Raw genomic sequence first — 24,041 nt, 5'->3', positions numbered from 1 at the left:
CCACAAGGACACCCCCACCGATGACCCGCTGGTGGTCGCGCCTGCGACCGGACAACTTCACCCTCGCCCTGCTCGCCACCGTGGCCCTGGCCACCGTGCTGCCGATGACCGGCAATGCCGCGCATGGCCTGGACCGCTTCACGGATTTCGCCATCGCCGCGCTGTTCTTCCTGCACGGCGCGCGCCTGCCGCGCGAATCCATCGTCGCCGGCATGCTGCACTGGCGCCTGCACCTGGTCATCCTGGCCTGCACCTTCGTGCTGTTCCCGCTGCTCGGCTTGGCGTTCAAGCCGCTGGCCGGCTGGGCGCTCACGCCCGACCTCTACATCGGCGTGCTGTTCCTGTGCGCGCTGCCGTCCACCGTGCAGTCGTCCATCGCCTTCACCTCGATGGCCGGCGGCAACATCCCGGCGGCGGTCTGCGCGGCCTCGCTGTCGAGCATCCTCGGCGTGTTCCTGACCCCGCTGCTGATGGGCCTGCTGGCCGGCAGCCAGGGCGGCATGGCCGACCCGCTGCACGCGGTCGGCGCGATCATGCTGCAGCTGCTGGTGCCCTTCGTCGCCGGCCACCTGCTGCGGCCGTGGATCGCGCGCTGGGTGGAGCGGCAGCGCGCGCTGCTGCGTTATACCGACCAGGGCACGGTGCTGCTGGTGGTCTATGGCGCGTTCGGCGAATCGGTGGTCGAAGGCCTGTGGCACAAGACGCCGGTGGGCTCGCTGCTCGCCGCCGCGCTGGTGGCCGTGGTGCTGCTGGCCGTCGCCATGCCCGGCATCACCTGGCTGGCGCGGCGCCTGGGGTTCAGCCGCGAGGACGAGATTCCCATCGTGTTCTGCGGTTCCAAGAAAAGCCTGGCCACCGGCGTGCCGATCGCCAAGGTGCTGTTCGCCGGCGGCAGCCTCGGCGCGATCGTGCTGCCGATCATGATCTACCACCAGCTCCAGCTGATCGTCTGCGCGGTGGTGGCGCAGCGTTATGCGCGCAGCGCGCCAGAAGCCAGGAACCAGGGACCAGGGACCAGGGACCAGTAGAAGCGGACGGTAGAAGCGGGGCGCTTTTGCTGCCACTGGTTCCTGCTTCAAAGCCAGGGCAGCAGCCAGTGGTCCACCAGCAGGAAGGCGAACAGCGCCATCAGGTAGACCACCGAATAGCCGAACATCTGCATGTTGAACATTTCGTCCGGCGGGTCCTGCATCTTCCACGCGTACCACAGGAACACCAGGTTCAGCACGGTGGCGCCGCCGAGGTAGAACACGCCGCTCATGCCCAGCGCCACCGGCAGCAGGGTCACCACCACCAGCACCACCGAATAGAACAGGATCTGCCGGCGCGTATGCGGCACGCCGTGGGTGACCGGCAGCATCGGCACCGCCGCCTTGGCGTAGTCGGCGCGGCGGAAGATCGCCAGCGCCCAGAAATGCGGCGGCGTCCAGACGAAGATGATCAGCACCAGCAGCGAGGCGTAGGCCCAGTCCGACGCGCCCTGCATGCCGGTGATCGCGGCCCAGCCCAGCAGCGGTGGCGTGGCGCCGGCTAGGCCGCCGATGACGATGTTCTGCGAGGTCGCGTGCTTGAGGTACACGGTGTAGACCACCGCGTAGCCGATCAGCGAGGCGAAGGTCAGTACCGCGGTGATCACGTTCACCCACAGCACCAGCAGGGTCATCGACAGCGCGGCCAGCGCGGCGGCGAACACCAGCACCTGCCGCGAGGACACCTTGCCGACCACCAGCGGGCGCCACGAGGTGCGCGCCATGTTGGCGTCGATGCGCGCGTCCAGCAGCTGGTTGATCGCCGCCGCCGCCGCCGCCGACAGCCAGATGCCGATGAAACCCACCGCGCCGGTCAGCGCCTGCGCGGCGGTCGGCCAGCCGGGGATCGCCAGGAACATGCCCACCAGCGCGGTGAACACGATCAGGGCCACCACCTTGGGCTTGGTCAGGTCCCAGTAATCGCGCAACGTCGCACTCATCGGCTCACTCCGGGGCACGCAGCCGCGCCAGCAGCGAGACCAGCACGAACAGCAGCAGCACCGCGCCGCCGTTGTGCATCACCGCCACCGCCAGCGGCAGGGCGAGCTTGACGTTGAGCACGCCCAGGGTGACCTGCAGCAGCACCAGCAGGCCCAGCGCGCTGGCCCAGCCACGCATGCCCGGCAGGCGGAACATGCGCGCCGACAGCACCAGCAGGTACAGCGCCACGACCACGGCCAGCATGCGGTGCGCCATCTGGATGGCGATGCGCGAGGCGCCGTCGAGCACGCCGCCTTCGTAGTCCACGCCGATGCCGCGCCACAGGGTGAAGCCCTCGGCGTAGTTCTGCGGCGGCCACCACTGGCTCACGCAGCGCGGGAAGTTGTCCAGCGAGGCGCTGCCGCCGCCGCAGGCCAGCGCGGCGTAGTTGGCGCTGACCCAGCCGCCCAGCGCGATCTGCAGCACCAGCAGCGCCAGCCCGGCGCGCAGCCACCAGCGCAGGCGCGGCGCCTGCGCCAGGGTGATCGGCAGGTGCGTGGCCTTCCACGCCATCCATACCAGCAGGCCGAACATCAGCATGCCGCCGAGCAGGTGGCCCATCACCACGATCGGCTTGAGCAGCCAGGTCACCGTCCACATGCCCAGCAGCGCCTGGAAGACCACCACCGCCAGGGTCAGTACCGCCGCGCGCGACAGGTCGATGTTGGACCAGCGCAGCGCCGCCAGCAGCAGGATCGCCTCCCCGCCGATGGCCAGCACGCTGGAGGCGACATGCTCGCCGCGCATGTACAGGGGTATGGCCAGCGCCACCAGCACCGAGGCGGTGACCACCTGCGCCACGCCCCAGCGGTGGCGGCGCGCGGCCAGCAGCGCCAGGGTCAGGATCTCCACGCCCAGCAGGCCGGCCAGGAAACGATGCACCTGCTCGCGCCAGGCCTTGTGGCTTTCCAGCGGGCGGATCTCGCTGGCCACGTGCTGGGCGGCTTCCACCTGGGTCTGCGGCCAGGTGACGCGGCCGTAGCAGGTCGGCCAGTCCGGGCAGCTCAGGCCGGCGTCGGACAGGCGCACGAACGAACCGAACATGATCGTGCTCGCGGTCATGATCAGCGCGAACCACGCCAGGCGGTGGAAATTGCGGTGCAGCGCCGGGCGCGCGGGGGCATTCATCGGATGGAACTCACTTCAGTTTCAACAGCCTGGAAAGGTCGGTGCGCAGCCCGCCGGGGTCGAAGCCCGGCGCGTAACGCAGTACCACGAAGCCGTTGGGATCGATCACGTACACCGGCGTGCCGGCGGGGTCGTCCACCCCCGGCAGCTTCGCCCGGAACGCCGGCGAGGCCTGCAGCACCTTCAGCGCCGGCGAGGCCACCACCTGTTCCGGCGGCGGGCCCAGCCACAGAATCTCGACATTATCCGCGTTATGGCCGAACAGCCGCCACACCGTGTCCAGCTGCTGCGACAAAGTGACGCAGGCCGGCGCGCAACCGGCCGCCGGCGCCACCACGATGCGCCAGTGGCGGGCGGCCGGGTTCCACGCGTAGGTGCTGCCGTCGGCCAGCTTCAGGCATTCCTGGCGCAGGTCCAGCGGCGGCTCGAACAGCTGCCCATGGTTGCGGTTCACCTGCGGCATCCAGCCGGAAAAGCGCAGGATGCCGGCCAGCGCCATCGACCCGAAGAACATCGCGAAGATGAGCAGCAGCACGCGGCGGCCGCGCTTGCGGACGAGGAGTTGTTCCGGAGTCAGGGCATTCATGTGCGGCATTTTCCCATGGCTTGGCGTTCAGCGCCCGCGGCGGCGGCGATGCAGCACGCCGGCGATCACCAGCACCGCCAGCGCCATGGCGAACCACTGCACCGCATAGCCCAGGTGGCGCGAAGGCGGCAGCGTATTGGGCAGCAGGTCCAGGTCGCGGGTGTAGCCCAGCGGCGAGGCGGGATCCAGCCGCAGCACATGCGCCGGCAGCGCGTCGGCCGGCAGCCCGAGGTTCGCGGCGATGGCGGGCAAATCCAGGCGCGTGGCCAGCCACAGCCGCGGCTGCGGCGTGTCGGCCAGCGCCGGCCCCAGCGCGATGCCGGACGACGGCGGCGGCGCCCACAGGCCCTGCACCTCGATCCGGCCCTGCAACGGTGCGATGCGCGGCAACTGGCGGTCGGCCGGCAACGGCAGCCAGCCCAAGTCGACCAGCACCGCGCCGGCGTCCACGCGCGCGGCCTGGTACACCTTCAGTCCGGCCCGGCCTTCGCGCAGCTGGTTGTCCAGCAGCACCGTGGCGGGCAGGAACTCCAACCGGTCGTGCACCCAGTGCAGCGTCTGCGGCGCGCGCATCGCCTGCGCCAGCGTCATCGCCTCGCTGCGGTCCGGCGGCATCTGCGCCAGCAGCGCCTGTTTCTCGTGCATGCGCTGCAGCTGCCAGGCGCCCAGCGCGCTGAACGCGGCGGCGACCGCGAGCGCCAGCAGCCAGCCGAACAGGCCCGTGTGCTGTCGCGTCATGACAACGGCGCCGCGAGCAGGTGAGATAGCAGCGCCTTCCCACACTTCGAGCCGTGCATGAATGATTCGCTGAAGACACTGCTGGTGATCGCGTTCCTGATCGTCATCGTCTGGAATCTTGGCGCCGGGCTGTACTACCTGATGATCGATCGCGGCCAGACCAAGCGCACGGTCAATGCGCTGACCCGGCGCATCGTGCTGTCGGTGGTGCTGATCCTGCTGGTCGTCCTGGGCATCTACAGCGGCTGGATCAAGCCGCATGGCGTCGGCGGCTGAAAACCCGGCGGTGCCTGCGAAGCAATGAGGGAGCGGCGTACCGGGATGCGATCCCGATGCCCCGCTCCCTGTCTTTTCCGGTCGCTTACAGCACGTAGACGAACAGGAACAGCATCAGCCACACCACGTCGACGAAATGCCAGTACCACGCCGCGGCCTCGAAGCCGAAGTGGTTGTCGCGGGTGAAGTGGCCCTTGGCCGAACGCAGCCACATGACGATCAGCATGATCGTGCCCAGCAGCACGTGCGCGCCGTGGAAGCCGGTGAGCATGAAGAAAGTGGAACCGTAAATGCCCGAGCCCAGGGTGAGGTTGAGCTCGCCGTAGGCGTGCATGTATTCCTCGGCCTGGAAGAACAGGAACACGCAGCCCAGCAGCACCGTGGCACCGAGCCAGATCAGCAGCTGCCTGCGGTTGCCGGCCTTGAGCGCGTGGTGGGCGATGGTCAGGGTCGCGCCGGAGGTCAGCAGGATCAGCGTGTTGACCAGCGGCAGGCCCCAGGCCGGGATGGTCTGGAACATGCCGCCGACGCCGCCCGGGCCATTGGTCGGCCACGCCGCCGAATAGCCGTCCCACAGGATTTCGTTGGTCGCCACGCCGTGGCCTTCGCCGCCCAGCCAAGCCAGGCCGTAGACGCGGGTGTAGAACAGCGCGCCGAAGAAGGCGCCGAAGAACATCACTTCCGAGAAGATGAACCAGACCATGCCCATGCGGAACGAACCGTCGACCTGGCGGTTGTAGTTGCCGCCGACCGACTCGCGGATCACGTCGCCGAACCACAGGAACAGGGTGAACACCAGCATCGCCAAGCCGATGAAGAAGGTCCAGCGGCCCCAGCTGGCGTCGTTGAGCCAGCTGGCCACTCCGACCATCAGCACCAGCATGGAAATCGAGCCGACGAAGGGCCAGCGACTCTGGCTCGGCACGAAGTAGACGTTGGCATCAGGCGTGTTGTGGGCCATGGCGTGCTTCCGGATCCGTGGTCAGGGGGCCGCGTGCGACGAGCCGCCGGCCGAGGCCGGTGCCAGCTGCGCCGTCAGCGCGTCGTTCTTGTAGAAGGTATAGGACAGGGTGATCGTGCGGACGTCCGCAGGCAGGTCCGGATCGACGATGAAACGTACCGGCATCTCGCGCTGCTCGCCGGCCTGCAGGGTCTGCGCGGTGAAGCAGAAACATTCGGTCTTGTTGAAGTAGCCGGAGGCCCGCGCCGGCGCCACCGAGGGCACCGCGCTGCCGACCAGCGCGTGGTCGCTGTCGTTGCGGGCGAAGTAAAGCGCTTCGTTCAGCTCGCCCGGCACCACGTCCATCGTCAGTTTTTCCGGATGGAAGGCCCACGGCAGCTTGGAATTGACGCCGCCGTCGAACTCCACCCGCACCACGCGCCTGCCGGCCGCCTGGCTGGCGGCCGCCTGGCTGGCACCACGCTCAAGGCGCACGCCGAACACCTTCTCGCAGGCGATGCGGTACAGCGGCACCAGCGAGAAGGTCAGCACGAACACGCCCAGCGCCACGCCGAGCAGCCGGACCAGGCCGGCGCTGCGTTCGGGCCGGGGCGCGGGCGTGGTCAATGCGCCAGCACTCCGGACAGGATGAAGCCGGCGTAGATCGCTACCGCGACCAGGCCCACCACCAGCGCCGTGCGCCGCGAGCGGCGGCGGCGCAGGGCCAGTTCATCGGCTTGCCAGTCGGGACGGCTCATCGGCATGCGCCTCAATGGGTGACGTCGTCATGGGCCAGGTCGCCCGGCTGGATCACCGGCGGCACGGTGAAGGTATGCGCCGGCGCCGGCGACGGCACGGTCCACTCCAGGCCCTTGGCGCTTTCCCAGGCGCGCGCTTCGGCGCGCTGGCCGCTGCGCAGCGACGACAGCAGGATGGCGGCCATCAGGAACGGGGTGACGAACATGCCGAACGCGCCGATCGAGCTGATCAGGTTCCAATCGGCGAACACCGGGTTGTAGTCCGGGATGCGGCGCGGCATGCCGGCCAGGCCAAGGAAGTGCTGCGGGAAGAACAGCAGGTTGACGAATACCATCGTCCACCAGAAATGCACCTTGCCCCAGAACTCGTTGTACATGCGGCCGGTCCACTTCGGCCACCAGTAGTAGACCGCGGCGATCAGCGCCAGCACCGCGCCGGTGACCAGCACGTAGTGGAAGTGCGCCACCACGAAGTAGGTGTCGTGGTACTGGAAGTCGGCCGGCACGATGGCCAGCATCAGGCCGGAGAAGCCGCCGATGCTGAACAGCACCACGAAGGCGATGGAGAACAGCATCGGGGTCTCGAAGGTCAGCGCGCCCTTCCACATCGTGCTGACCCAGTTGAACACCTTCACGCCGGTCGGGATCGAGATCAGCATGGTGGCGAACATGAAGTAGATCTCGCCGCCCAGCGGCATGCCCACCGTGAACATGTGGTGCGCCCACACGATGAACGACAGGAACGCGATGGCCGCGGTGGCGTACACCATCGCCTGGTAGCCGAACAGCGGCTTGCGGCTGAAGGTGGGGATGATCTCGCTGATCACGCCGAACGCCGGCAGGATCATGATGTAGACCTCCGGATGCCCGAAGAACCAGAAGATGTGCTGGTACATCACCGGGTCGCCGCCGCCGGCGGCGTTGAAGAAGCTGGTGCCGAAGAACTTGTCGGTCAGCAGCATGGTCACCGCGCCGGCCAGCACCGGCATGACCGCGATCAGCAGGAACGCGGTGATCAGCCAGGTCCAGCAGAAGATCGGCATCTTCAGCAGGTCGATGCCCGGCGCGCGCATGTTGAGCACGGTGGCGATGATGTTGATCGCGCCCATGATCGAGCTGATGCCGGCCACGTGGATGGCGAACACGCTGAAGGCCACGTTGTAGCCGCCCTGCAGCGACAGCGGCGGGTACATGGTCCAGCCGCCGGCGGGCGCGCCGCCGGGCAGGAACAGGGTCAGCAGCAGCAGGGTGAAGGCCACCGGCAGCAGCCAGAACGACCAGTTGTTCATGCGCGGCAGCGCCATGTCCGGCGCGCCGATCTGCAGCGGGATCATCCAGTTGGCCAGGCCGACGAAGGCCGGCATGACGCCGCCGAAGATCATCACCAGCGCGTGCACGGTGGTCATCTGGTTGAAGAATTCCGGCTTCATGTGCTGAAGCCCGGGCTCCATCAGCTCCCAGCGGATCAGCACCGACATGAAGGCGCCGATGATGAACATCAGGAAGCTGAAAAGCAGGTACAGCGTTCCGATGTCCTTGTGGTTGGTGGAGAAGAACCAACGCTCGAAGAAGCTTTGCTGGTGGCCGTGATGGTCGGAGTGGCCCACTGCGGAGTTCGCCATTGCAGCTATACCTCGTTATCCAGTTTCCAGGCATCGCGCCGGCGCGGGCCGGCGCGCAGCGGTATCAGGCGCCGGTCGCCGCCGGGGCCGGTTCCGCGGCGGGCGCGGCCTCCGGCTGCGGGGCGTCGGTGGCGGGCGCGGCGGCCGGTGCGGGTTCGGCCACCGGCGCCGGAGCGGGCTTGCGCGAGGCCAGCCAGGTCTTGAACTCGTCCTTGGACACGGCCTTGACCACGATCGGCATGAAGCCGTGGTCCTTGCCGCACAGTTCGGCGCATTGGCCGCGGTACACGCCTTCCTGCTCGATGTTGGTCCAGCGCTCGTTGATGAAGCCCGGCACGGCGTCCTGCTTCCAGCCCAGCGCCGGGACCCACCAGGCGTGGACCACGTCGTCGGAGGTGATGACGAAGCGGACCTTGGTGTCCACCGGCAGCACCAGCGGGTTGTCCACGTCCAGCAGGTAGTGCGGATCGGAGGCCATCGTCGGCACCGCGCCGCTCTGCCGCACCTGGTCGGACTTGCGGTCCAGGCGGCTGGTGAACGCCACGTTCTCGCCCAGGTACTCGTACTTCCACATCCACTGATAGCCGGTGATCTTCACCGTCATCTCGGAGTCGCGGGTGTCGTACATGGCGATCAGCTTGGCCGTGGCCGGCCATGCCATCACCACCAGGATGATGATCGGGATGACGGTCCAGATGACCTCGGCCCGGGTGTTGTGCGAGAACTGCGCCGCCACCGCGCCCTTGGACTTGCGGAACTTGAAGATGGCGTAGGCCATCGCGCCGAACACGATCAGGCCGATGACGGTGCACACCCACAGCGCCACCATGTGCGCGTCCCACGCCATGCGCGCGGTATGGGTGACGCCCTTGCCCATGTTGAGCTGCCAGGGTTTCGGATCCCCCGCCTGGGCCCACACCGCCGGTGCCGCCAGCGCCATCGCCGCCAGCCCCAGACCCTTGCCGCACCACATTCCCCACCTGTTGCTTTGCTTCATTGCCTAGACCCTTGACGTCATCGGTTGCGGCCTTCATTGGCCGCGAGCAAGCCTTCCAGCGTCGCCGCCAGCTCCCTGCGTTCGGCGGGTGCGAGGAGACTCCCCACTTCGACCCGCTTCCCGCTGGAGACCAGCACGACCCGTTCGTCCTCGATCACCAGGCGCACCCAGTAAGGGTGGGCCCGGAAGACCGGCGGACACCCGGCCGCGGGAATCACCTCCACGCAGTCCGGTCCAACCCGGATCTCTTCCCGGCGTTCGCCGCTGCGCCATGACGCGCGCAGGGCGGCTCCCACCAGGAAGCAATGCAATAACGCGAAGACGGGGGCGAAAACGTTTCCAGACAGCCAGCCCAGGCCTGCCGAGAACCACATCAACCCTGCCAACGCGGCGAACAACAGGACGAACTGCCGGGCACTGAGCGCCCGTGGGGGATGCAGCACCAGCTGCGCACGTGAGCCGCCTTCAACCCGCCGAAGCATCTCGATCATGTCGCAACCGCGTCCGTACCGCGGAAAACGGCTTCGATGGTAGCCCCGCCCAATCACACCGGCAAGCTCTCATTCATCATTGTCGTGATTGCTGCACTGCACACCGGACGCGATGCCGGACCGAATCGACATCGGCGGATAATTTGCCGGATTCGGCACAATTTATGAGCACCACGGATTTTTTGCCGTATCGCCCCTGTACCAAGGGTTCTACCGCTCCCGAAGGCTGCCGTGAGGGCTGGGAAATCCGCCGCCAGGGATTAAAATGGCCGAATCCCAACGTGTCCCGATGTGGTCATGCCCATGAATGCAACACCGTCCACCCACGCCGCCGCGGTGCAGCCGCTGCTCTCGCCCGAACTGCCGCCGGCGCCGCCCGCGCTGCGCCAGGCCATCACCGATGCCTGGCTGAAGGACGAGGACAGCCATGTCCGCGAACTGCTCGAACAGGCCCGCCTGCCCGCCGCCGAACAGGCCCAGGTGCAGGCCACCGCCGCCGACCTGGTGCGCCGGGTGCGCGCCCGCGCCCGCAACCAGGGCGCGATCGAGGCCTTCATGCGCCAGTACGACCTGGGCAGCGAGGAAGGCGTGCTGCTGATGTGCGTGGCCGAGGCGCTGCTGCGCATCCCCGACCAGGAGACGGCCGACAAGCTGATCCGCGACAAGCTCGGCGAGGCCGACTGGAAGCGCCACATGGGCCAGTCCGATTCGGTGCTGGTCAACGCCTCGACCTGGGGCCTGATGCTGACCGGCCACCTGGTCGACCTGGCCGACGACACCAAGCGCGACGTGCACGGCGCCTTCAAGCGCCTGATCGGCCGCGTCGGCGAGCCGGTGATCCGCCTGGCCGTGCGCCAGGCGATGAAGATCATGGGCCACCAGTTCGTCATGGGCCGCACCATCGACGAGGCGCTGGCGCGCTCGCACAAGGGCGACAACGCCAACTACCGCTATTCCTTCGACATGCTCGGCGAAGGCGCGCTGACCATGAAGGACGCGCTGCGCTACCTGGAAGACTACCGGCGCGCGATCCACGCCATCGGCAAGGACAACCTGGCCCGCGGCGGCAAGGCCGACGGCGACGTGACCCGTTCGCACGGCATTTCGATCAAGCTGTCGGCGCTGTACCCGCGCTACGAGCACGCCAAGCGCGAGCGCGTGCTCGCGGACCTGGTGCCGGGCGTGCTGGAACTGGCGCAGCTGGCCAAGTCCTACGGCATCGGCTGCACCGTCGACGCCGAGGAGACCGACCGCCTGGAACTGTCGCTGGACATCATCGAGCGCGTGGTCAGCGATCCCTCGCTCAAGGGCTGGGAAGGCTTTGGCATCGTGGTGCAGGCCTACCAGAAGCGCACCCCGTACACGATCGACTACCTCGCCGACCTGGCCCGCCGCATCGGCCACCGGCTGCAGGTGCGGCTGGTCAAGGGCGCGTACTGGGACGCGGAGATCAAGCGCGCGCAGATCGATGGCCTGCCCGGCTACCCGGTGTTCACCCGCAAGCAGAATACCGACGTGTCCTACCTGGCCTGCGCCAAACGCCTGTTCGGCCACGCCGACGTGCTGTACCCGATGTTCGCCACGCACAACGCGGCCACCATCGCCGCGGTGAAGCAGATCGCGCAGGGCCGCACCTACGAGCACCAGAAGCTGCACGGCATGGGCGACGACCTGTACGCCGAGGTGATCCCGGCCGACCGCCTGGACGTGCCGTGCCGCGTGTACGCGCCGGTCGGTTCGCACGAGGACCTGCTGCCCTACCTGGTGCGCCGCCTGCTCGAGAACGGCGCCAACTCCAGCTTCGTCAACCGCATCACCGACGAGGACGTGTCCATCGACGACCTGATCCGCGATCCGGTCGAAGCCGTGTCCTCGTTCGCGTCCATCCCGCATCCCAAGATCCCGCTGCCGGTCGACCTGCTGCGCAGCCAGAACCACGACAGGAACAACTCCATGGGCATCAACCTCGCCAACGACAACGCACTGCGCGCCCTCGCCGAGCAGCTCAACGCCGCGGTCAGGCCCTGGCAGGCCGCCCCGCTGGTGCCGGGCGCCACCCCCAGCGGCGCCAGCCTGCCGGTGACCAACCCGGCCGACAACCGCGAGGTGGTCGGCCACTGGCAGGCCGCCGACAGCGCCACCGTGCAGAAGGCGCTGGCCAACGCCGTGGCCGCGCAGCCGGCCTGGAACCGCACCCCGGCCGCCAGCCGCGCCGCCATCCTCGAACACGCCGCCGACCAGCTGGAAGCGCGCATCGCCGAGTTCATGGCGCTGTGCGTGAAGGAAGCCGGCAAGAGCCTGCCGGACAGCGTCGCCGAAGTGCGCGAGGCGGTGGATTTCCTCCGCTACTACGCCAAGCAGGCGCGCGAACAGTTCGGCAGTGCCGAGAAGCTGCCGAGCCCGACCGGCGAAAGCAACGAGCTGCAGCTGCACGGCCGCGGCGTATTCGTCTGCATCAGCCCGTGGAACTTCCCGCTGGCGATCTTCCTGGGCCAGGTCAGCGCCGCGCTGGCCGCCGGCAACAGCGTCATCGCCAAGCCGGCCGAGCAGACCAACCTGGTCGGCCATTACGCGGTGAAGCTGCTGCACGACGCCGGCGTGCCAGCCGAGGTGCTGCAGTTCCTGCCGGGCGACGGCGCCACCGTCGGCGCCGCGCTCACCGCCGACCCGCGCGTGGCCGGCGTGGCCTTCACCGGTTCGACCGAAACCGCCCGCGCCATCAACCGCGCGATGGCCGCGCGCGATGCCGCCATCGGCGTGCTCATCGCCGAGACCGGCGGCCAGAACGCCTTCATCGCCGACTCCTCGGCGCTGCCGGAGCAGCTGGTCAAGGATGCGATCGGCTCGGCCTTCACCTCCGCCGGCCAGCGCTGCTCGGCCGCGCGCGTGCTGTTCGTGCAGGACGACATCGCCGACAAGGTGATGCACATGCTGGCCGGCGCCATGGCCGAACTGAAGGTCGGCAACCCGGGCGAACTGTCCACCGACGTCGGCCCGGTGATCGACGCCGACGCGCTGCGCATCCTCGAAGACCACGCCGCGCGCATGGACAGCGAAGCGCGCCTGATCGCCGTCGCGCCGCTGTCCGACGCCACCGCGCACGGCACCTTCTTCGCGCCGCGCGCCTATGAGCTGAAGGACCTGGGACAGCTGCACAGGGAAATCTTCGGACCGGTGCTGCACCTGATCCGCTGGAAGGCCGACCAGCTCGACGCGGTGATCGACCAGATCAACGCCACCGGCTACGGCCTGACCCTGGGCGTGCATTCGCGCATCGACGAGACCGTCGACCGCATCGCATCGCGCGTCAACGTCGGCAACGTCTACGTCAACCGCAACCAGATCGGCGCGGTGGTCGGCGTGCAGCCGTTCGGTGGCCAGGGCCTGTCCGGCACCGGCCCGAAGGCCGGCGGCCCGCACTACCTGCTGCGCTTCGCCACCGAGAAGACGGTGACGGTGAACACCACCGCCGCCGGCGGCAATGCCTCGCTGCTGACCCTGGGCGACTGATCCGGCGCGTTCCTCGCGTCAATGAAAGAACCCCGCGGAAGCGGGGTTTTTTCATGGTGCGCATCCGTGTGCGCCACCCTCCGGGCGGCTTGCCCGTGAAAAAGGCTGTCCTGCCGTTTTTCATGATGCGTCGCCCGACGCGGGCATGGCCGCTGCGCCCCTGGATGCGGGGCTTGCCCCGCATGCGCTTTGCCGGAAGGGCGATGCAGGGGCAGGCACGCATCACGTCAATCAACGCGTGGGGCGGCACCCTCGTTCATGCCCGGACCGCCAGGCTCGGACCGTCCGCCGGCAACCGCGCCAGCTCCGCCCGCACGCGCGCGATGCGCGCCTCCAGCGGCCCTTCCAGCAGCACGTAATCCGTGCCGCGCCCGTGTAGCTGCTGCAGGTACCACGCATGCTGCCGTTCGCGGAAGCCGGCGCCGGCGCGGGTGCCGTCCTGCTCGAACGCGATGTCCGGCGCGCACAGGAACAGCAGGTCGTAGGAGCGCGCCGCCGCCTGCCGCAGCGCCTCCGGCGCGCTGCCGGACATCCAGCCGCTGTAGCCCAGGGTCACCAGCGGCGTGGTGTCGCAGAACAGCCAGCGGTGGGCGCGCAGGGCCGCCTCGTCTTCATGCCGCAGCTGCGTGGCCGCGATCCGCGGCAGGTCCTGCGCCTGCAGCGCGCCGCCGCGCGCTTCCCCACAGGGTGCGGCCATACTCCGGCACCCACGCGGTCTGCAGGCGCCCGGCCAGGGTCCGCGCCAGCGTGGTCTTGCCGGTGGACTCGCCGCCGATGAAGGCCACCCGCCGCACATGGTCGGCGTACACGGCGGGACCGAGGCTGCCGCGGTGCGCATGCGGGTCGGCGCGCAGCTGCGTGCCGGTCGCCTGGCCCGCGTCCAGCGCACGATCCAGCCGTTCGTGCGCCACCGGCGCGCCGAAGCACGCAGCCAGCGCCTCGGCGAACCCGTCGCCATACTCCTCGCCGGTGAACACCGCCTGCACCGGCCCGCCGAACAGCGCAAGGCACAGCCACGCGGTGAATTCGCGCTGCACCTGGGCGCTGGCGTCGTCCAGCGGCAGATTGCGCACCGGCATGCCGTGCTGCCTGCACAGCGCCGCCAGCCGCGCATCGTCGAGCACTGCCGCCTGGACCTGAGGGAAGCGCGCATGCAGCCATCGCTCGCGGAGCGCCGCGCCGTAGCCGGCGAAGCCGGGCTGCGACCAGCCGATCACCAGCAGGTGCCGGCACCGCGCGGCAGCGAACTCGATCAGGCGTTCATGCCCGCGATGCAGCGGGCAGAACTTTCCGACCACCAGCCCGCGTGCAAACCGCTCAGGCGACCGCATCGGCCGCCCGCGCTTCCACCTCGTCGCGCATCAGGCGCCGCCAGTGACGCAGCGCCACCAGGGCATTGATCCAGAAGCCGACATACAGGATCGAGGTCAGGTGCAGCCCGCGGCTGTAATACAGCGGCGCGGCGATGCTGTTCACCAGCAGCCACAGCCACCACGATTCCAGCTTGCGCCGCATCATCAGCAGCTGCGCGATCATGCTCAGCACCAGCACCGCCGAATCGACATAGGGCGCATAGGCATTGGTCAGGCGCGTCAGCATCCAGCCGTAGCCGGACGTGCCCAGCACCGCCAGCGGCACCAGCCAGGCCCAGGAGCGCGCAGGCAGGCGGCTGATCGGCAGCGACGCGCCATGGTCGCCCCGCAGCCATTGCCACCAGCCCAGCACGCTGACGGCGATGAAGAAAAACTGCAGGACCATGTCCGCGTACAGGTGCGAGCGCTCGAACACCAGCGCGAACAGCGCGCAGCCGACGATGCCCAGCCACCAGGTATGCACGTTGTTGCGGCCGGCCAGCAGGATCGAGCCGGCGACGGCGATATTGGCGGCCAGCTCGAGCTGGAAGGCGGGATCGGACAGGTTCATGCCCCATTGTCGCCCGTGGCGCGGCGCAGGACCATGCGGACGATTCCGTCGTCATCCGCTGCGCCCGGTACAACGCAGAAGGCCCCGCTTGCGCGGGGCCTTCCGGTTGCATCACCCGATACGGGCCTGATCAGAACTTGTAGTTGATCGAAGCGGCCAGCACGTCGCCCGCGACCTTGTACTTGCCCTGCAGCACGTTGCCGGTGCTGCTGGTGACATTGATCGCCGGCTCGTTGGTGAACAGGTGGGTGTAGCCGAAATTGAACTCGGTGTTCTCCTTCGGCGTCCAGCCCAGGCCGAAGGACAGCCACTTGCGGGTCACGTCCGGCACGCGCACGTCGCGGTGCGAATAGGTGGTCGGGGTCTCGTCGTAAGCCACGCCGCCGCGCAGGGTGATGGTGTCGGACAGCTTGTACTCGGTACCGATCGAGCCGTAGGTGGTGTCCTTGTAGCCGAACGCCAGCACGTTGTCCGGCTGGTTGGAAGCGAAGTCCACGGTCACCTTGTCGAACGCGGGGGCCCAGGCGGTGCGCGTCACGTCGCCCATCACGGTCCAGCGGTCGTTGAGCTTGTGGGTCACGCTCAGGGTGGCCGAGGCCGGCAGGGTCACGGTGGCCTTGCCGCTGGTGTCGACGAACAGCCCCTGGGCCTTCAGGTGCAGCAGAGCTTCGACATTGCCCGGCACGTCGAAGCGCGCCTTGCCGCCGGTGATCTTGTGCTCGACCTTGGAGCGGTAGCTCAACGCGATGTTGGTGTCTTCGGTCGGGCTGAAGGTACCGCCGATCACGTAGCCGACGGCGTTGTTGTCGCCTTCGACGCTGGAGTAGCCATCGGCGCTGCCCGGGACGATGCCCAGACCCGCGCTGGCGCCCTTGCTGGCGCTGAACGCGACGGCGCCGAAGTCCACGGCCTGGGCCAGTTCGATGGTCAGGTGCTCGACGAACACGCTGGCGCCGAAGGACACGTACGGATTGACGTCATACGAGAACGCCGCGCCCAGGTCGATGGCCTTCAGGTCGGTCTTGGTGCCGTGGTAGCGGCCCACCCAGTCGCGGTCGTATTCGGTCTTGAAACCGAACGGCGCGGTCAGCGACAGACCGAAGTGCATGTTGTCGTTCTCGCCGAACGGCACGTGGAAGTACGCGGCCGGAACCGGGGCGATCATGCCGGCGTCGCCGCCGTTGCCGCCGGAGATCGGCGTGCCCTTGCCCGGGCCGGTCGGGCCGGCGTTGCGGGCGTTGTAGACGTCTTCCATCTTGGCCGAGAAGCTGATCGCGCTCAGGTCGGCCTGGAACTGGCGGCCGTTGAGCAGGCGCATCGAGGCCGGGTTGGTCGCGATCACCGAAGCGTCGTCCCAAGCGGAGGTGGAGCCGGCGAAGGCGCGGCCCAGGCCCTTGGCGCTGTTTTCCTTCAGCTGGAACGCGGCGGCATCGGCATGGTTGAAAGCCAGGGCACCGGCGATGCCGACGGCCAGGGCGGTGACGCGTGCGAGGGTGGAAGCGGTATGCATGTTGGAAGCTCTCTCCGTAGGACGGTGATGATTCGTTGGTGCGCCTGCACCCCAGTACCGCCATGCGGCCCTGCGGTGCGCCGGATTCCCCTCCCGACATACGACGCCGTATGCAGTATCCAACAAGCTTGTTAACTAAACAATAACGTCGCCCGCATTCATTTCCTCTCCTTCCATCACCCTGCCCAGGGCCGTCACGGGGTAGGCTTGCGCGCCCATGTTCATTTCCATTCCCTCCCGCAACAAGGCCGGACCACGCTGGGCGGTACCCCTGCTGTTCGCGGCGATCTGGCTGGCCTTCCTGTGGTCGATCTCGCGGCCGGACGAGGCCCGGCGTTCGCTGTGGATGGACTGGGGCGCGCTGTCCACCGGCCTGGGCAATCCGCAGGACTGGTGGGCCGCGCTGCGCGACGGCAGCGTGCTGCGCCTGTTCACCGCGCTGTTCCTGCACGCGGACTGGTCGCACCTGCTCGGCAACCTGGTGTTCCTGCTGATCTTCGGCCTGCCGGCCGAAAGGGTGCTCGGCCCCTGGCGGCTGTTGCTGCTGTTCCTGCTGGGCGGCGCCGCGGCCAACCTCGCCGCGTTGTACGCCATGGGATCGCCGGACCAGATCATCATCGGCGCCAGCGGCGCGGTGTCGGCGCTGCTGGGCGCGTACCTGGCGCTGTTCCCGGGCGCGCGGCTGGGCGTCGTGCTGCCGCTGGGCCTGTTCCTGGAGTTCGTGCGGGCGCCGGCCTACCTGCTGATCGGGGTATGGGCGGCGCTGCAGGTGGTGTTCGCCTATATCGGCCCGAGCTTCGGCATGGTCGCCTGGTCGGCGCACGTGGCCGGCTTCCTGTTCGGCATCGTCTATGGGCTGTATGTCCGCGCCGCGATCGCCCGGCGGCTGCGCAAGCGCCACGGTTTCTAGGCCCGGCCGCGCCCGCGCGCCGTCCTTATAATCGGGCCATGAGCAACAAGCCCCTGTACAAGATCACGTTCCTCAACCACGGCAAGGTCTACGAGCTGTATGCCCGGCGCGTGGGCAGCAGCCACCTGTGGGGATTCAACGAAATCGCCGAGCTGGTATTCGACCTCCATGACGGGCTGGTGGTCGACCCCACCGAGGAGCGCCTGCGCGAGGAGTTCGGCGACACCCGGGTGCTGCACCTGCCGATGCAGAGCATCGTGCGCATCGAGGAAGTGGAGAAAAAGGGCCAGTCGGCCATCCGCGATGCGGCCACCGGGGAAAAGGTGGTCACGCCGTTCCCGATGCCCGCCAGGCCGCGCTGAGCGTTCTCTTCCGCGGTCGGCGCGCATGCCGGCGCGGTGCAGCGGCGTGATGCGCCGGGAAGCCAGGGAGCTCCTGCAACCGCGGGGCATCGCCCAGCCCTTGCCCCGGCTCTCTCGATGCCGGCGGCAAAGGTCCGGCAACGGGCCAATGACGCACAGGCTCGGCGACTCCCGGGGGGAACCTTACTTGCCGCTATCGGTGGCCTCCGGCTTCGGCTCCTCCGGCTTGGCCGGCACGGTCACGCCTGGCGCGGGCGTTGCCTCCGGCTTCGCGGGAGCGGCCGGGCGTGGCACGGCGGCAGGCCTGGCCGCGAGCGAACCGGGCTGCTTGAGTTCGCGCAGGGCCGACTGGATCGGCCCGTCGCCGGGCAGCACCACGCCGGTGGCAACACCGCTGGCCTCGTCGTCGCCGCGCAGGTGGCCAGGCAGCTTGGCCTCGCTGAAGTCGGCGATGGACGCCGGCATGTCCGTGGCGGCGTTGGCCGGGTCCGGCGCCAGCTCCACGTCCGGCACGATGCCGGTGGCCTGGATCGAGCGGCCGCTGGGCGTGTAGTAGCGCGCGGTGGTGAGCTTGACCGAGTCGCCGTTGTCCAGCGGCAGCACGGTCTGCACCGAGCCCTTGCCGAAGGTGCGGCTGCCGATGATGCGCGCGCGCTGGTTGTCGTGCAGCGCGCCGGCCAGCACTTCCGAGGCGCTGGCCGAACCGGCGTCCACCAGCACCACCACCGGCGCGCCCTTCATCAGGTCGCCCGGCGTGGCCTCGAATTTGGCATCGCTGACCGAGATGCGGCCGCGCGTGCTCACGATCACGCCCTTCTCCAGCAGGTCGTCGGCCACCTGCACCGCCGCGGTGAGCAGGCCGCCCGGATTGCTGCGCAGGTCCAGCACCATGCCCTTCAGCCTGCCGCCGGCCTGCGCCTGCAGCTGCGCGATGTGCTTCTGGAAATCGGCGCCGGTGTCGGCCTGGAAGGTGCTGATGCGCACGTAGGCATAACCCGGCTCGAGCATCCGGCTGCGCACGCTGGTGACGCGGATGGTCTCGCGGGTGACGGTGACGTCGAACGGTTTTGCCTCGCCGCGCTCGATGGTCAGCACCACCTTGCTGCCGGCCGGACCGCGCAGCGGTTCCATCGCCTCGATCGCGCTGATCGGCTTGCCGTCGATGGCCACGATGAGGTCGCCGGCGCGCAGCCCGGCGCGGGCCGCGGGCGTGTCGTCGATCGGCGAAACCACCTTGAGCGCGCCGTCCTGCTGCAGCAGCTCCACGCCGATGCCCTCATAGGCGCCGGTGGCCTGCTCGTCGAAGGCCTCGGCGTCTTCCCTGTCGAAATAGGTGCTGTGCGGATCCAGGTCCAGCAGCAGGCCGCGGACCGCCGACTGCATCAGCTTGCGGTCGTCCACCGGGTCGACATAGGCCGCACGCACCGCGTTGTACACGGCGACGAACCGGCGGATTTCCTCCAGCGGCACGCGCGAAGTGACCGATTCCTTGGCGTCGGGGTCGTCCGCCTTCGACGTCTTGTCCGGGGCGCTCTGCGCCAGGCCGACGGCCGGCGACAGTGCGAACAGCAGGGCAGCAGCAAGGCCGGCTACACGCATGAACCACTCCATGAAAAACGGATGCGCAGCATGCGCGTCGGACCGATTATGCGCGAAGCCCGGCCGAATTCACGTTGAACGCGGGGGATCGGCCGCGCCGCCCGCTCAGCCGGCGGTCACTGGCGCTGCAGCCAGGTGGCCGGATCCACCGGCTGGCCGTTGCGGCGCAGCTCGAAGTAGAGCGCCGCCACGCCCTGCCCGCCGGAGTTGCCGACCCGCGCCACCGCCTCGCCACGGCGCACGCGCGCGCCCGAGTCGCGCAGCAGGGTGTCGTTGTGGGCATACAGGCTCATGTAGCCGTTGCCGTGGTCGACGATCAGGATCATGCCGTAGCCGGTCATCCAGTCGGAGAACACCACCGTACCGTCGGCGACCGCGCTCACCGTGGTGCCGGGAGGCGCGCCGATCAGCACGCCGCTGCTGGTGCGGCCGTCCGGCAGGCGCCCGCCATAGCGCGCCAGCAGGTTGCCCGACACCGGCCAGCCCAGCCCGCCGACCTTCGGGGCGGGCGCATTCGCGGTGACCCGCGGCGGCACCTTGCCCGGCGCGGGCCTCGCCGCGCCCGTGGCGGCCTGGCGCGCCTGCTCTGCCTGCGCGCGGCGTGCGGCCGCCCTGCGCTCGGCCTCGGCGCGGGCCGCCGCCGCGCGCAGGTTGGACAGCAGCCGCTCCAGCGCCCGCGCGTCCTTGCCCAGCACCTTCTCCCGCTCGCTGCGGTCCTGGTAGCGCTGGTCCAGTTCCGTCGCCAACTGCGCGCGCTTGCGGCGGTCCTCGGCCAGGGCCGCGGCCTGTTCGCGCTGCTGCGCGCGCGCCTGCTCCAGCTCGCGGCTGCGCGCCAGGATTTCCTGCTCGGTCGACGACAGCGCCTGCAGATCGCCGGTGAGCGAGGCGATGGCCCGCGCCCGCTCGCGCTGCAGGTAACGGTGATAGGCCAGCTCGCGGTTGGCATCGGCCACGCGATCCTGCGACAGCAGCAGCTTCAGCGGTGCGTGGTTGCCCAGCTGGTAGGCGCCGCGCAGCAGCGCGGCAAGCTGCTGGCGCTGCCGGCCCAGGTTCGCCTCGAGGGCAACGCGGCGCTGCTGCAGTTCGGCCAGCGCCTGCTGTTCGCGGCGCATCGCCGCTTCGGTCTCGGCCACCGCGCGGCCGCTGCGCGCCACCTGCTGGTCGGCCTCGCGCAGGCGCCGGGACGCCGCGTCCCGCTCGCCTTCCAGACGCTGGCGTTCCTGCGCGACGCTCTTCAGCTCGCCGCGCACCTGCTGCAGTTTCTTCTCCGCATCGCGGGGGTTGCTCTGCGCCTGCGCGGGCGGGGCCGCCAGGGACAGCGCCAGCAGGCAGCCGGCCACCCAGGCCGGGGAACGGGCAGACTGACGGTGGCGGCGGTATCGTGGCAAACGCATTCCAGTGACTTCAGGCAGATGCGGATTGTACCCAGCCATGCTGCCATCCATCCTTGCCCACAGGAATTCCCGACGGAGACGCGCGATGAAACGATTCCTTCTTCTGCTGGCCCTGGGGCTGGCCAGCCCGCTGGCGATGGCGTCCGACGACATCAGCAAGGTGAACGGGAGCATCCGCACCGAATCCGGCACCGCCTACCGCGACCTGGACACGGTCAATGGCAGCATCCACCTGGCCAAGGGCGTGCAGGCGCGCGGCGTGGAAACCGTCAACGGCAGCATCAATGCCGACGACGACGTGCAGGCGCGCAGCCTGGAAACCGTGAACGGCGCCGTCCGTGCCGGACGCGGCCTGGTCCTGTCCGGTGACGTGGAGACGGTCAACGGCAGCATCTTCATCGACCAGGGCGGGCGCATCGGCGGCGGTGTGGAAACCGTCAACGGCGGCATCGGCCTGGTCGGCACCGAGGTCGGGCGCAACGTCGAAACCGTCAATGGCGACATCACCGTGGGCGTCGGCTCGCACGTGAAGGGCGGCATCCGCGTGACCAAGCCGTCCTTCAGCCTGTCGCTCACGCCTCCGCGCAAGCCGCGGATCATCATCGGCCCGAACGCGAAGGTCGACGGGCCGCTGAACTTCGAACGCGAGGTGACGTTGTACGTGCATGACAGCGCCTCCATCGGCCCGGTCAGCGGTGCCACCGTGCGCCGCTTCGACACCGAAGCCGCGCCGAAGGATTGAGCGCCGCGCCGCGCGCTTGCCTAGAATCGGGCTTCGCCTTTCATCCGGAGCCCGGTTCGATGTCCCGCAAGATCCTGTTGTGTCTCGCCGCGAGCGCGGCTCTGGCCGCCTGCCGGCAGGAGCCCGTTCCGCCCCCGGCCCCGGTACAGGCCCCGCCGCCGACGCACGCCTTCTCCGGCGACATCAACGCCGCGGACTTCGCCGAGCTGGTGAAGACCCTGGCGTCGGACGAGTTCGAGGGGCGCGCGCCCGGCAGCCGTGGCGAAGAACTGACCGTCGAGTACATCCGCGACCAGATGCAGCGCATCGGCCTGCAACCGGGCAATGGCGACAGCTGGTTCCAGGAGGTGCCGATGACCGAGACCATCGCCGATCCCTCGACCGTGCTCACGCTCCGTCATGGCGAGGCCAGCCGCGCGCTCGCGTTCGGCGCCGACATGGTGATCGGCACGCGCAGCGGCCAGCCAGAGGTGAAGATCGACGCCAGCGACATGGTGTTCGTCGGCTACGGCGTGGACGCTCCGGAACAGGACTGGAACGACTACGCCGGCCAGGACTGGAAGGGCAAGACCGTGGTGATGTTCGTCAACGATCCCGGCTTCCACGTGGACGACGCCCGCCTGTTCGCAGGCAAGCGCATGACCTACTACGGGCGCTGGACCTACAAGTTCGAGGAAGCCGCGCGCAAGGGCGCGGCCGCGGCGCTGATCGTGCACGACACTGCCGGTGCCTCGTACGGCTGGGACGTGGTCGGGAGCTCCTGGGGTGGCGCGCAGTACGACCTGCCGGCAGCCGAGGACAAGGAGCCGCGCCTGCAGGCCCAGGGCTGGCTGAGTGCGGACGCCGCGCGGCAGTTGTTCGCCGACGCCGGTCTCGATCTGGACCGGGCCTATCGTGATGCCAGCAGGCGCGGCTTCAAACCGGTGCCACTGCACACCACGCTGTCGCTCGACCTGAAGAGCAGCATCGCCGAGAAGAAATCGCGCAACGTCGTTGGCGTCCTGCCCGGCGGCAAGCGCGCCGACGAAGCCGTGCTCTACATGGCGCATTGGGATCATCTCGGCAGGCGCGAAGGCGCGAATGCGGAAGGAGAAGATGGCATCTACAACGGCGCGGTGGACAACGCGACCGGCGTGGCCGGCATCCTCGAGATCGCCGACGCCCTGGCCCACCAGCAACCGGCGCCACAGCGCTCGGTGGTATTCCTGGCGGTAACGCTGGAGGAATCGGGCCTGCTCGGCTCGCAGTACTACGTCAACCACCCCACCTTCCCGCTGGACAAGATCGCCGGCGTGATCAACATCGATGCGATGTCGGTGAACGGCCGCGCCCGCGACGTGACCGTCACCGGTTACGGCAGCTCCGAGCTCGAGGACATCCTCAAGCCGCTGGCAGCCGCGCAGCATCGGACCCTGCATGCGGAATCCTCCGTGCAGAGCGGCTTCTACTTCCGCTCGGATCACTTCAACTTCGCCAAGGCCGGTGTCCCCGCGCTCTATGCCGGCGGCGGCCAGGATCTTCTGGAAGGCGGCATCGAAGCCGGCAGGAAGGCCGCCGAAGCCTATGGCCGCGATCGCTACCACAGCCCGCGCGACGAGTACGACCCCGCCACCTGGAAGCTCGACGGCACCATGGAGGACCTCGAACTGCTGTACGGCGTCGGCCGGGAGCTGGCAGGCGGCGAAAGCTGGCCCAACTGGTACCCGGGCAATCCTTTCAAGGCCAATCGCGACCGCATGATGGAAGGCAGGCGCGCCGCCAACGACCCCGAGCCTCATTGATCCAGCCAGGCCTGCGCCCGCAGGTGGGCGCCTTGATCGGGCAGCACGCTCGCACGGCGCAGGATTTTCCCATCCTGCGTCAGACGCAGGAAGCGCAGCTGTCGACGGTGATGTCCAACAGCTTCGGCTTCGGCGGTACGAACGCCATCCTGGTGTTCGGCCGGGTGTGAGGCAGGCGTTGGCGCGGTAGCGGTTGAAGCAACGGCGCCTGCGGGCGCCGTTGTCGTATGCGCCGTTGGCGGTGTGATCCACTCCCCAAGGCAGCTCGCTCCCGAAGGACCTTTCACTGAGATCCCTCCGGTTCAGCAGGCCGGTCCGCAGGTGATGGCTGCGGAGCATGACCGTCCGCGTGCGCCTGCAGGTCATGGCCGCGCGTCAGCGGGCACGGCGACGCTGATCTTCGGTGCGATCGGAACACGGCAACGGCGCCTGCGGGCGCCGTTGTCTTCTGCGCAACTGGCATCGTTGATCGCTTCCCCGAACGGCGTGCCTGCGCACCTGCCTTGAGCTGCGAAGCCTCGCTGCGGCTCAGCAGCCAAATCCGCAGGTGATGGCCGCGGAGCATTACTGTCTGCATGCACCCGCAGACAGGGAGGCTTGCTCCAGGTCGGAGAGAGATTCGCAGCGCAGCGTCCTGCCCGCTCATTAGGACAGCTTCGGGCAAAGCGACGCACGCCTGTTCCAGCAAACGGCGCGCCAAGCGCGGCGAAATGTCTGGCGGCGCCAGGCGTCGGCGGCACCCGGGATGGTCAGAGGCGGGAAGGG

General features: G+C 68.8%; 22 protein-coding genes and 1 pseudogene. 8 read left to right on the top strand and 15 right to left on the bottom strand.

Annotated elements, in window-relative coordinates; genetic code table 11:
* Positions 1 to 20: 20 nt before the first annotated feature.
* The gene (locus AC06FP_RS10815; protein ID WP_478075489.1) at positions 21 to 1,028 is read left to right on the top strand and encodes a bile acid:sodium symporter family protein; all 1,008 of its coding nucleotides are present in this window, start codon (positions 21 to 23) and stop codon (positions 1,026 to 1,028) included.
* 47 nt (positions 1,029 to 1,075) lie between these two features.
* Here the strand turns inward: AC06FP_RS10815 and cyoE are convergent, their stop codons facing one another.
* Genes cyoE through AC06FP_RS10795 form a run of 4 tightly spaced genes read right to left on the bottom strand, consistent with a single transcriptional unit; the run spans position 1,076 to position 4,461 of the window.
* Positions 1,076 to 1,969 carry a heme o synthase gene (gene cyoE, locus AC06FP_RS10810; RefSeq protein WP_456117859.1) on the bottom strand — a complete coding sequence of 298 codons (894 nt, stop codon included), beginning with the start codon at positions 1,967 to 1,969 and terminating at the stop codon, positions 1,076 to 1,078.
* A gap of 4 nt (positions 1,970 to 1,973) precedes the next feature.
* Complete coding sequence (locus AC06FP_RS10805) at positions 1,974 to 3,137, bottom strand: COX15/CtaA family protein (RefSeq protein ID WP_456117858.1); 1,164 nt, start codon at positions 3,135 to 3,137, stop codon at positions 1,974 to 1,976.
* A gap of 10 nt (positions 3,138 to 3,147) precedes the next feature.
* Positions 3,148 to 3,723, bottom strand: coding sequence for a hypothetical protein (locus AC06FP_RS10800; RefSeq protein ID WP_478075488.1), 576 nt, complete (start codon positions 3,721 to 3,723; stop codon positions 3,148 to 3,150).
* A gap of 27 nt (positions 3,724 to 3,750) precedes the next feature.
* Positions 3,751 to 4,461, bottom strand: a complete 711-nt coding sequence (locus AC06FP_RS10795; RefSeq protein WP_478075487.1) for an SURF1 family protein — start codon at positions 4,459 to 4,461, stop codon at positions 3,751 to 3,753.
* A gap of 57 nt (positions 4,462 to 4,518) precedes the next feature.
* On the opposite strand from AC06FP_RS10795, the gene AC06FP_RS10790 reads away from it, so the two are divergent.
* Positions 4,519 to 4,737: a twin transmembrane helix small protein gene (locus AC06FP_RS10790; RefSeq protein ID WP_153190704.1), complete on the top strand. Its 219-nt coding sequence runs from the start codon at positions 4,519 to 4,521 to the stop codon at positions 4,735 to 4,737.
* An 85-nt stretch (positions 4,738 to 4,822) separates the two neighbouring features.
* On the opposite strand, the gene AC06FP_RS10785 is transcribed toward AC06FP_RS10790, so the two are convergent.
* From AC06FP_RS10785 to AC06FP_RS10760, 6 genes are all read right to left on the bottom strand, one after another.
* The gene (locus AC06FP_RS10785) at positions 4,823 to 5,698 is read right to left on the bottom strand and encodes a cytochrome c oxidase subunit 3 (protein WP_456117855.1); all 876 of its coding nucleotides are present in this window, start codon (positions 5,696 to 5,698) and stop codon (positions 4,823 to 4,825) included.
* Between the two features lie 21 nt (positions 5,699 to 5,719).
* Entirely contained in the window at positions 5,720 to 6,304 is a 585-nt protein-coding gene (locus AC06FP_RS10780; protein WP_478075486.1) for a cytochrome c oxidase assembly protein, read from the bottom strand.
* Positions 6,301 to 6,435 carry a hypothetical protein gene (locus AC06FP_RS10775; RefSeq protein WP_456117853.1) on the bottom strand — a complete coding sequence of 45 codons (135 nt, stop codon included), beginning with the start codon at positions 6,433 to 6,435 and terminating at the stop codon, positions 6,301 to 6,303. The genes AC06FP_RS10780 and AC06FP_RS10775 overlap by 4 nt, the downstream gene beginning before the upstream one ends.
* Before the next feature lie 11 nt (positions 6,436 to 6,446).
* Complete coding sequence (gene ctaD / locus AC06FP_RS10770; RefSeq protein WP_478075485.1) at positions 6,447 to 8,057, bottom strand: cytochrome c oxidase subunit I; 1,611 nt, start codon at positions 8,055 to 8,057, stop codon at positions 6,447 to 6,449.
* 64 nt (positions 8,058 to 8,121) lie between these two features.
* A complete protein-coding gene (gene coxB, locus AC06FP_RS10765; protein ID WP_478075484.1) occupies positions 8,122 to 9,054 on the bottom strand; it encodes a cytochrome c oxidase subunit II in 933 nt (310 codons plus the stop codon).
* Positions 9,055 to 9,071: 17 nt separating this feature from the next.
* Positions 9,072 to 9,545 (bottom strand): DUF2244 domain-containing protein, encoded by a 474-nt coding sequence (locus AC06FP_RS10760; protein ID WP_456117850.1) that lies wholly within the window; start codon positions 9,543 to 9,545, stop codon positions 9,072 to 9,074.
* A gap of 303 nt (positions 9,546 to 9,848) precedes the next feature.
* Between AC06FP_RS10760 and putA the strand changes: the two genes are divergently transcribed.
* Positions 9,849 to 13,055 carry a bifunctional proline dehydrogenase/L-glutamate gamma-semialdehyde dehydrogenase PutA gene (putA, locus tag AC06FP_RS10755; protein WP_478075483.1) on the top strand — a complete coding sequence of 1,069 codons (3,207 nt, stop codon included), beginning with the start codon at positions 9,849 to 9,851 and terminating at the stop codon, positions 13,053 to 13,055.
* A 256-nt stretch (positions 13,056 to 13,311) separates the two neighbouring features.
* Here putA and AC06FP_RS10750 read toward each other — a convergent pair.
* The 3 genes and pseudogenes from AC06FP_RS10750 to AC06FP_RS10740 all read right to left on the bottom strand — a co-directional run bounded on the left by AC06FP_RS10750 (position 13,312) and on the right by AC06FP_RS10740 (position 16,488).
* A pseudogene (locus tag AC06FP_RS10750) lies at positions 13,312 to 14,134 on the bottom strand (AAA family ATPase).
* A 238-nt stretch (positions 14,135 to 14,372) separates the two neighbouring features.
* Entirely contained in the window at positions 14,373 to 14,978 is a 606-nt protein-coding gene (gene pnuC, locus AC06FP_RS10745) for a nicotinamide riboside transporter PnuC (RefSeq protein ID WP_478075482.1), read from the bottom strand.
* Positions 14,979 to 15,108: 130 nt separating this feature from the next.
* Positions 15,109 to 16,488 carry an outer membrane protein transport protein gene (locus AC06FP_RS10740; protein ID WP_478075481.1) on the bottom strand — a complete coding sequence of 460 codons (1,380 nt, stop codon included), beginning with the start codon at positions 16,486 to 16,488 and terminating at the stop codon, positions 15,109 to 15,111.
* Positions 16,489 to 16,705: 217 nt separating this feature from the next.
* On the opposite strand from AC06FP_RS10740, the gene AC06FP_RS10735 reads away from it, so the two are divergent.
* Both AC06FP_RS10735 and AC06FP_RS10730 read left to right on the top strand, forming a co-directional pair.
* Positions 16,706 to 17,398, top strand: a complete 693-nt coding sequence (locus AC06FP_RS10735) for a rhomboid family intramembrane serine protease (protein ID WP_456117845.1) — start codon at positions 16,706 to 16,708, stop codon at positions 17,396 to 17,398.
* 38 nt (positions 17,399 to 17,436) lie between these two features.
* Positions 17,437 to 17,760, top strand: a complete 324-nt coding sequence (locus AC06FP_RS10730) for a DUF1820 family protein (protein WP_456117844.1) — start codon at positions 17,437 to 17,439, stop codon at positions 17,758 to 17,760.
* A gap of 183 nt (positions 17,761 to 17,943) precedes the next feature.
* Here AC06FP_RS10730 and AC06FP_RS10725 read toward each other — a convergent pair whose 3' ends face one another.
* Complete coding sequence (locus AC06FP_RS10725) at positions 17,944 to 19,359, bottom strand: S41 family peptidase (protein ID WP_478075480.1); 1,416 nt, start codon at positions 19,357 to 19,359, stop codon at positions 17,944 to 17,946.
* Between the two features lie 116 nt (positions 19,360 to 19,475).
* Positions 19,476 to 20,753: a murein hydrolase activator EnvC family protein gene (locus AC06FP_RS10720; RefSeq protein ID WP_478075479.1), complete on the bottom strand. Its 1,278-nt coding sequence runs from the start codon at positions 20,751 to 20,753 to the stop codon at positions 19,476 to 19,478.
* Positions 20,754 to 20,838: 85 nt separating this feature from the next.
* Here AC06FP_RS10720 and AC06FP_RS10715 point away from each other — a divergent pair, with 85 nt between their 5' ends.
* Genes AC06FP_RS10715 through AC06FP_RS10705 form a run of 3 tightly spaced genes read left to right on the top strand, consistent with a single transcriptional unit; the run spans position 20,839 to position 23,446 of the window.
* Entirely contained in the window at positions 20,839 to 21,495 is a 657-nt protein-coding gene (locus tag AC06FP_RS10715) for a DUF4097 family beta strand repeat-containing protein (RefSeq protein WP_456117841.1), read from the top strand.
* 59 nt (positions 21,496 to 21,554) lie between these two features.
* Positions 21,555 to 23,276: a M28 family metallopeptidase gene (locus tag AC06FP_RS10710; RefSeq protein ID WP_478075478.1), complete on the top strand. Its 1,722-nt coding sequence runs from the start codon at positions 21,555 to 21,557 to the stop codon at positions 23,274 to 23,276.
* Between the two features lie 32 nt (positions 23,277 to 23,308).
* The gene (locus AC06FP_RS10705; RefSeq protein ID WP_478075626.1) at positions 23,309 to 23,446 is read left to right on the top strand and encodes a hypothetical protein; all 138 of its coding nucleotides are present in this window, start codon (positions 23,309 to 23,311) and stop codon (positions 23,444 to 23,446) included.
* The last annotated feature ends 595 nt before the right edge of the window (positions 23,447 to 24,041 follow it).

It is taken from the genome of Stenotrophomonas sp. Steno-Z2, assembly GCF_056393235.1.
The sequence above is the reverse complement of the archived record's forward strand: the minus strand, read 5'-3'. Positions and strand labels throughout refer to the sequence as shown.

Excerpts from the sequence above, each read along its gene's own strand:
- AC06FP_RS10815 (WP_478075489.1), top strand. The coding sequence starts at position 21 with ATGACCCGCTGGTGGTCGCGCCTGCGACCGGACAACTTCACCCTCGCC.
- cyoE (WP_456117859.1), bottom strand. The coding sequence starts at position 1,969 with ATGAGTGCGACGTTGCGCGATTACTGGGACCTGACCAAGCCCAAGGTG.
- AC06FP_RS10805 (WP_456117858.1), bottom strand. The coding sequence starts at position 3,137 with ATGAATGCCCCCGCGCGCCCGGCGCTGCACCGCAATTTCCACCGCCTG.
- AC06FP_RS10800 (WP_478075488.1), bottom strand. The coding sequence starts at position 3,723 with ATGAATGCCCTGACTCCGGAACAACTCCTCGTCCGCAAGCGCGGCCGC.
- AC06FP_RS10795 (WP_478075487.1), bottom strand. The coding sequence starts at position 4,461 with ATGACGCGACAGCACACGGGCCTGTTCGGCTGGCTGCTGGCGCTCGCG.
- AC06FP_RS10790 (WP_153190704.1), top strand. The coding sequence starts at position 4,519 with ATGAATGATTCGCTGAAGACACTGCTGGTGATCGCGTTCCTGATCGTC.
- AC06FP_RS10785 (WP_456117855.1), bottom strand. The coding sequence starts at position 5,698 with ATGGCCCACAACACGCCTGATGCCAACGTCTACTTCGTGCCGAGCCAG.
- AC06FP_RS10775 (WP_456117853.1), bottom strand. The coding sequence starts at position 6,435 with ATGAGCCGTCCCGACTGGCAAGCCGATGAACTGGCCCTGCGCCGCCGC.
- ctaD (WP_478075485.1), bottom strand. The coding sequence starts at position 8,057 with ATGGCGAACTCCGCAGTGGGCCACTCCGACCATCACGGCCACCAGCAA.
- coxB (WP_478075484.1), bottom strand. The coding sequence starts at position 9,054 with ATGAAGCAAAGCAACAGGTGGGGAATGTGGTGCGGCAAGGGTCTGGGG.
- AC06FP_RS10760 (WP_456117850.1), bottom strand. The coding sequence starts at position 9,545 with ATGATCGAGATGCTTCGGCGGGTTGAAGGCGGCTCACGTGCGCAGCTG.
- putA (WP_478075483.1), top strand. The coding sequence starts at position 9,849 with ATGAATGCAACACCGTCCACCCACGCCGCCGCGGTGCAGCCGCTGCTC.
- pnuC (WP_478075482.1), bottom strand. The coding sequence starts at position 14,978 with ATGAACCTGTCCGATCCCGCCTTCCAGCTCGAGCTGGCCGCCAATATC.
- AC06FP_RS10740 (WP_478075481.1), bottom strand. The coding sequence starts at position 16,488 with ATGCATACCGCTTCCACCCTCGCACGCGTCACCGCCCTGGCCGTCGGC.
- AC06FP_RS10735 (WP_456117845.1), top strand. The coding sequence starts at position 16,706 with ATGTTCATTTCCATTCCCTCCCGCAACAAGGCCGGACCACGCTGGGCG.
- AC06FP_RS10730 (WP_456117844.1), top strand. The coding sequence starts at position 17,437 with ATGAGCAACAAGCCCCTGTACAAGATCACGTTCCTCAACCACGGCAAG.
- AC06FP_RS10725 (WP_478075480.1), bottom strand. The coding sequence starts at position 19,359 with ATGCGTGTAGCCGGCCTTGCTGCTGCCCTGCTGTTCGCACTGTCGCCG.
- AC06FP_RS10720 (WP_478075479.1), bottom strand. The coding sequence starts at position 20,753 with ATGCGTTTGCCACGATACCGCCGCCACCGTCAGTCTGCCCGTTCCCCG.
- AC06FP_RS10715 (WP_456117841.1), top strand. The coding sequence starts at position 20,839 with ATGAAACGATTCCTTCTTCTGCTGGCCCTGGGGCTGGCCAGCCCGCTG.
- AC06FP_RS10710 (WP_478075478.1), top strand. The coding sequence starts at position 21,555 with ATGTCCCGCAAGATCCTGTTGTGTCTCGCCGCGAGCGCGGCTCTGGCC.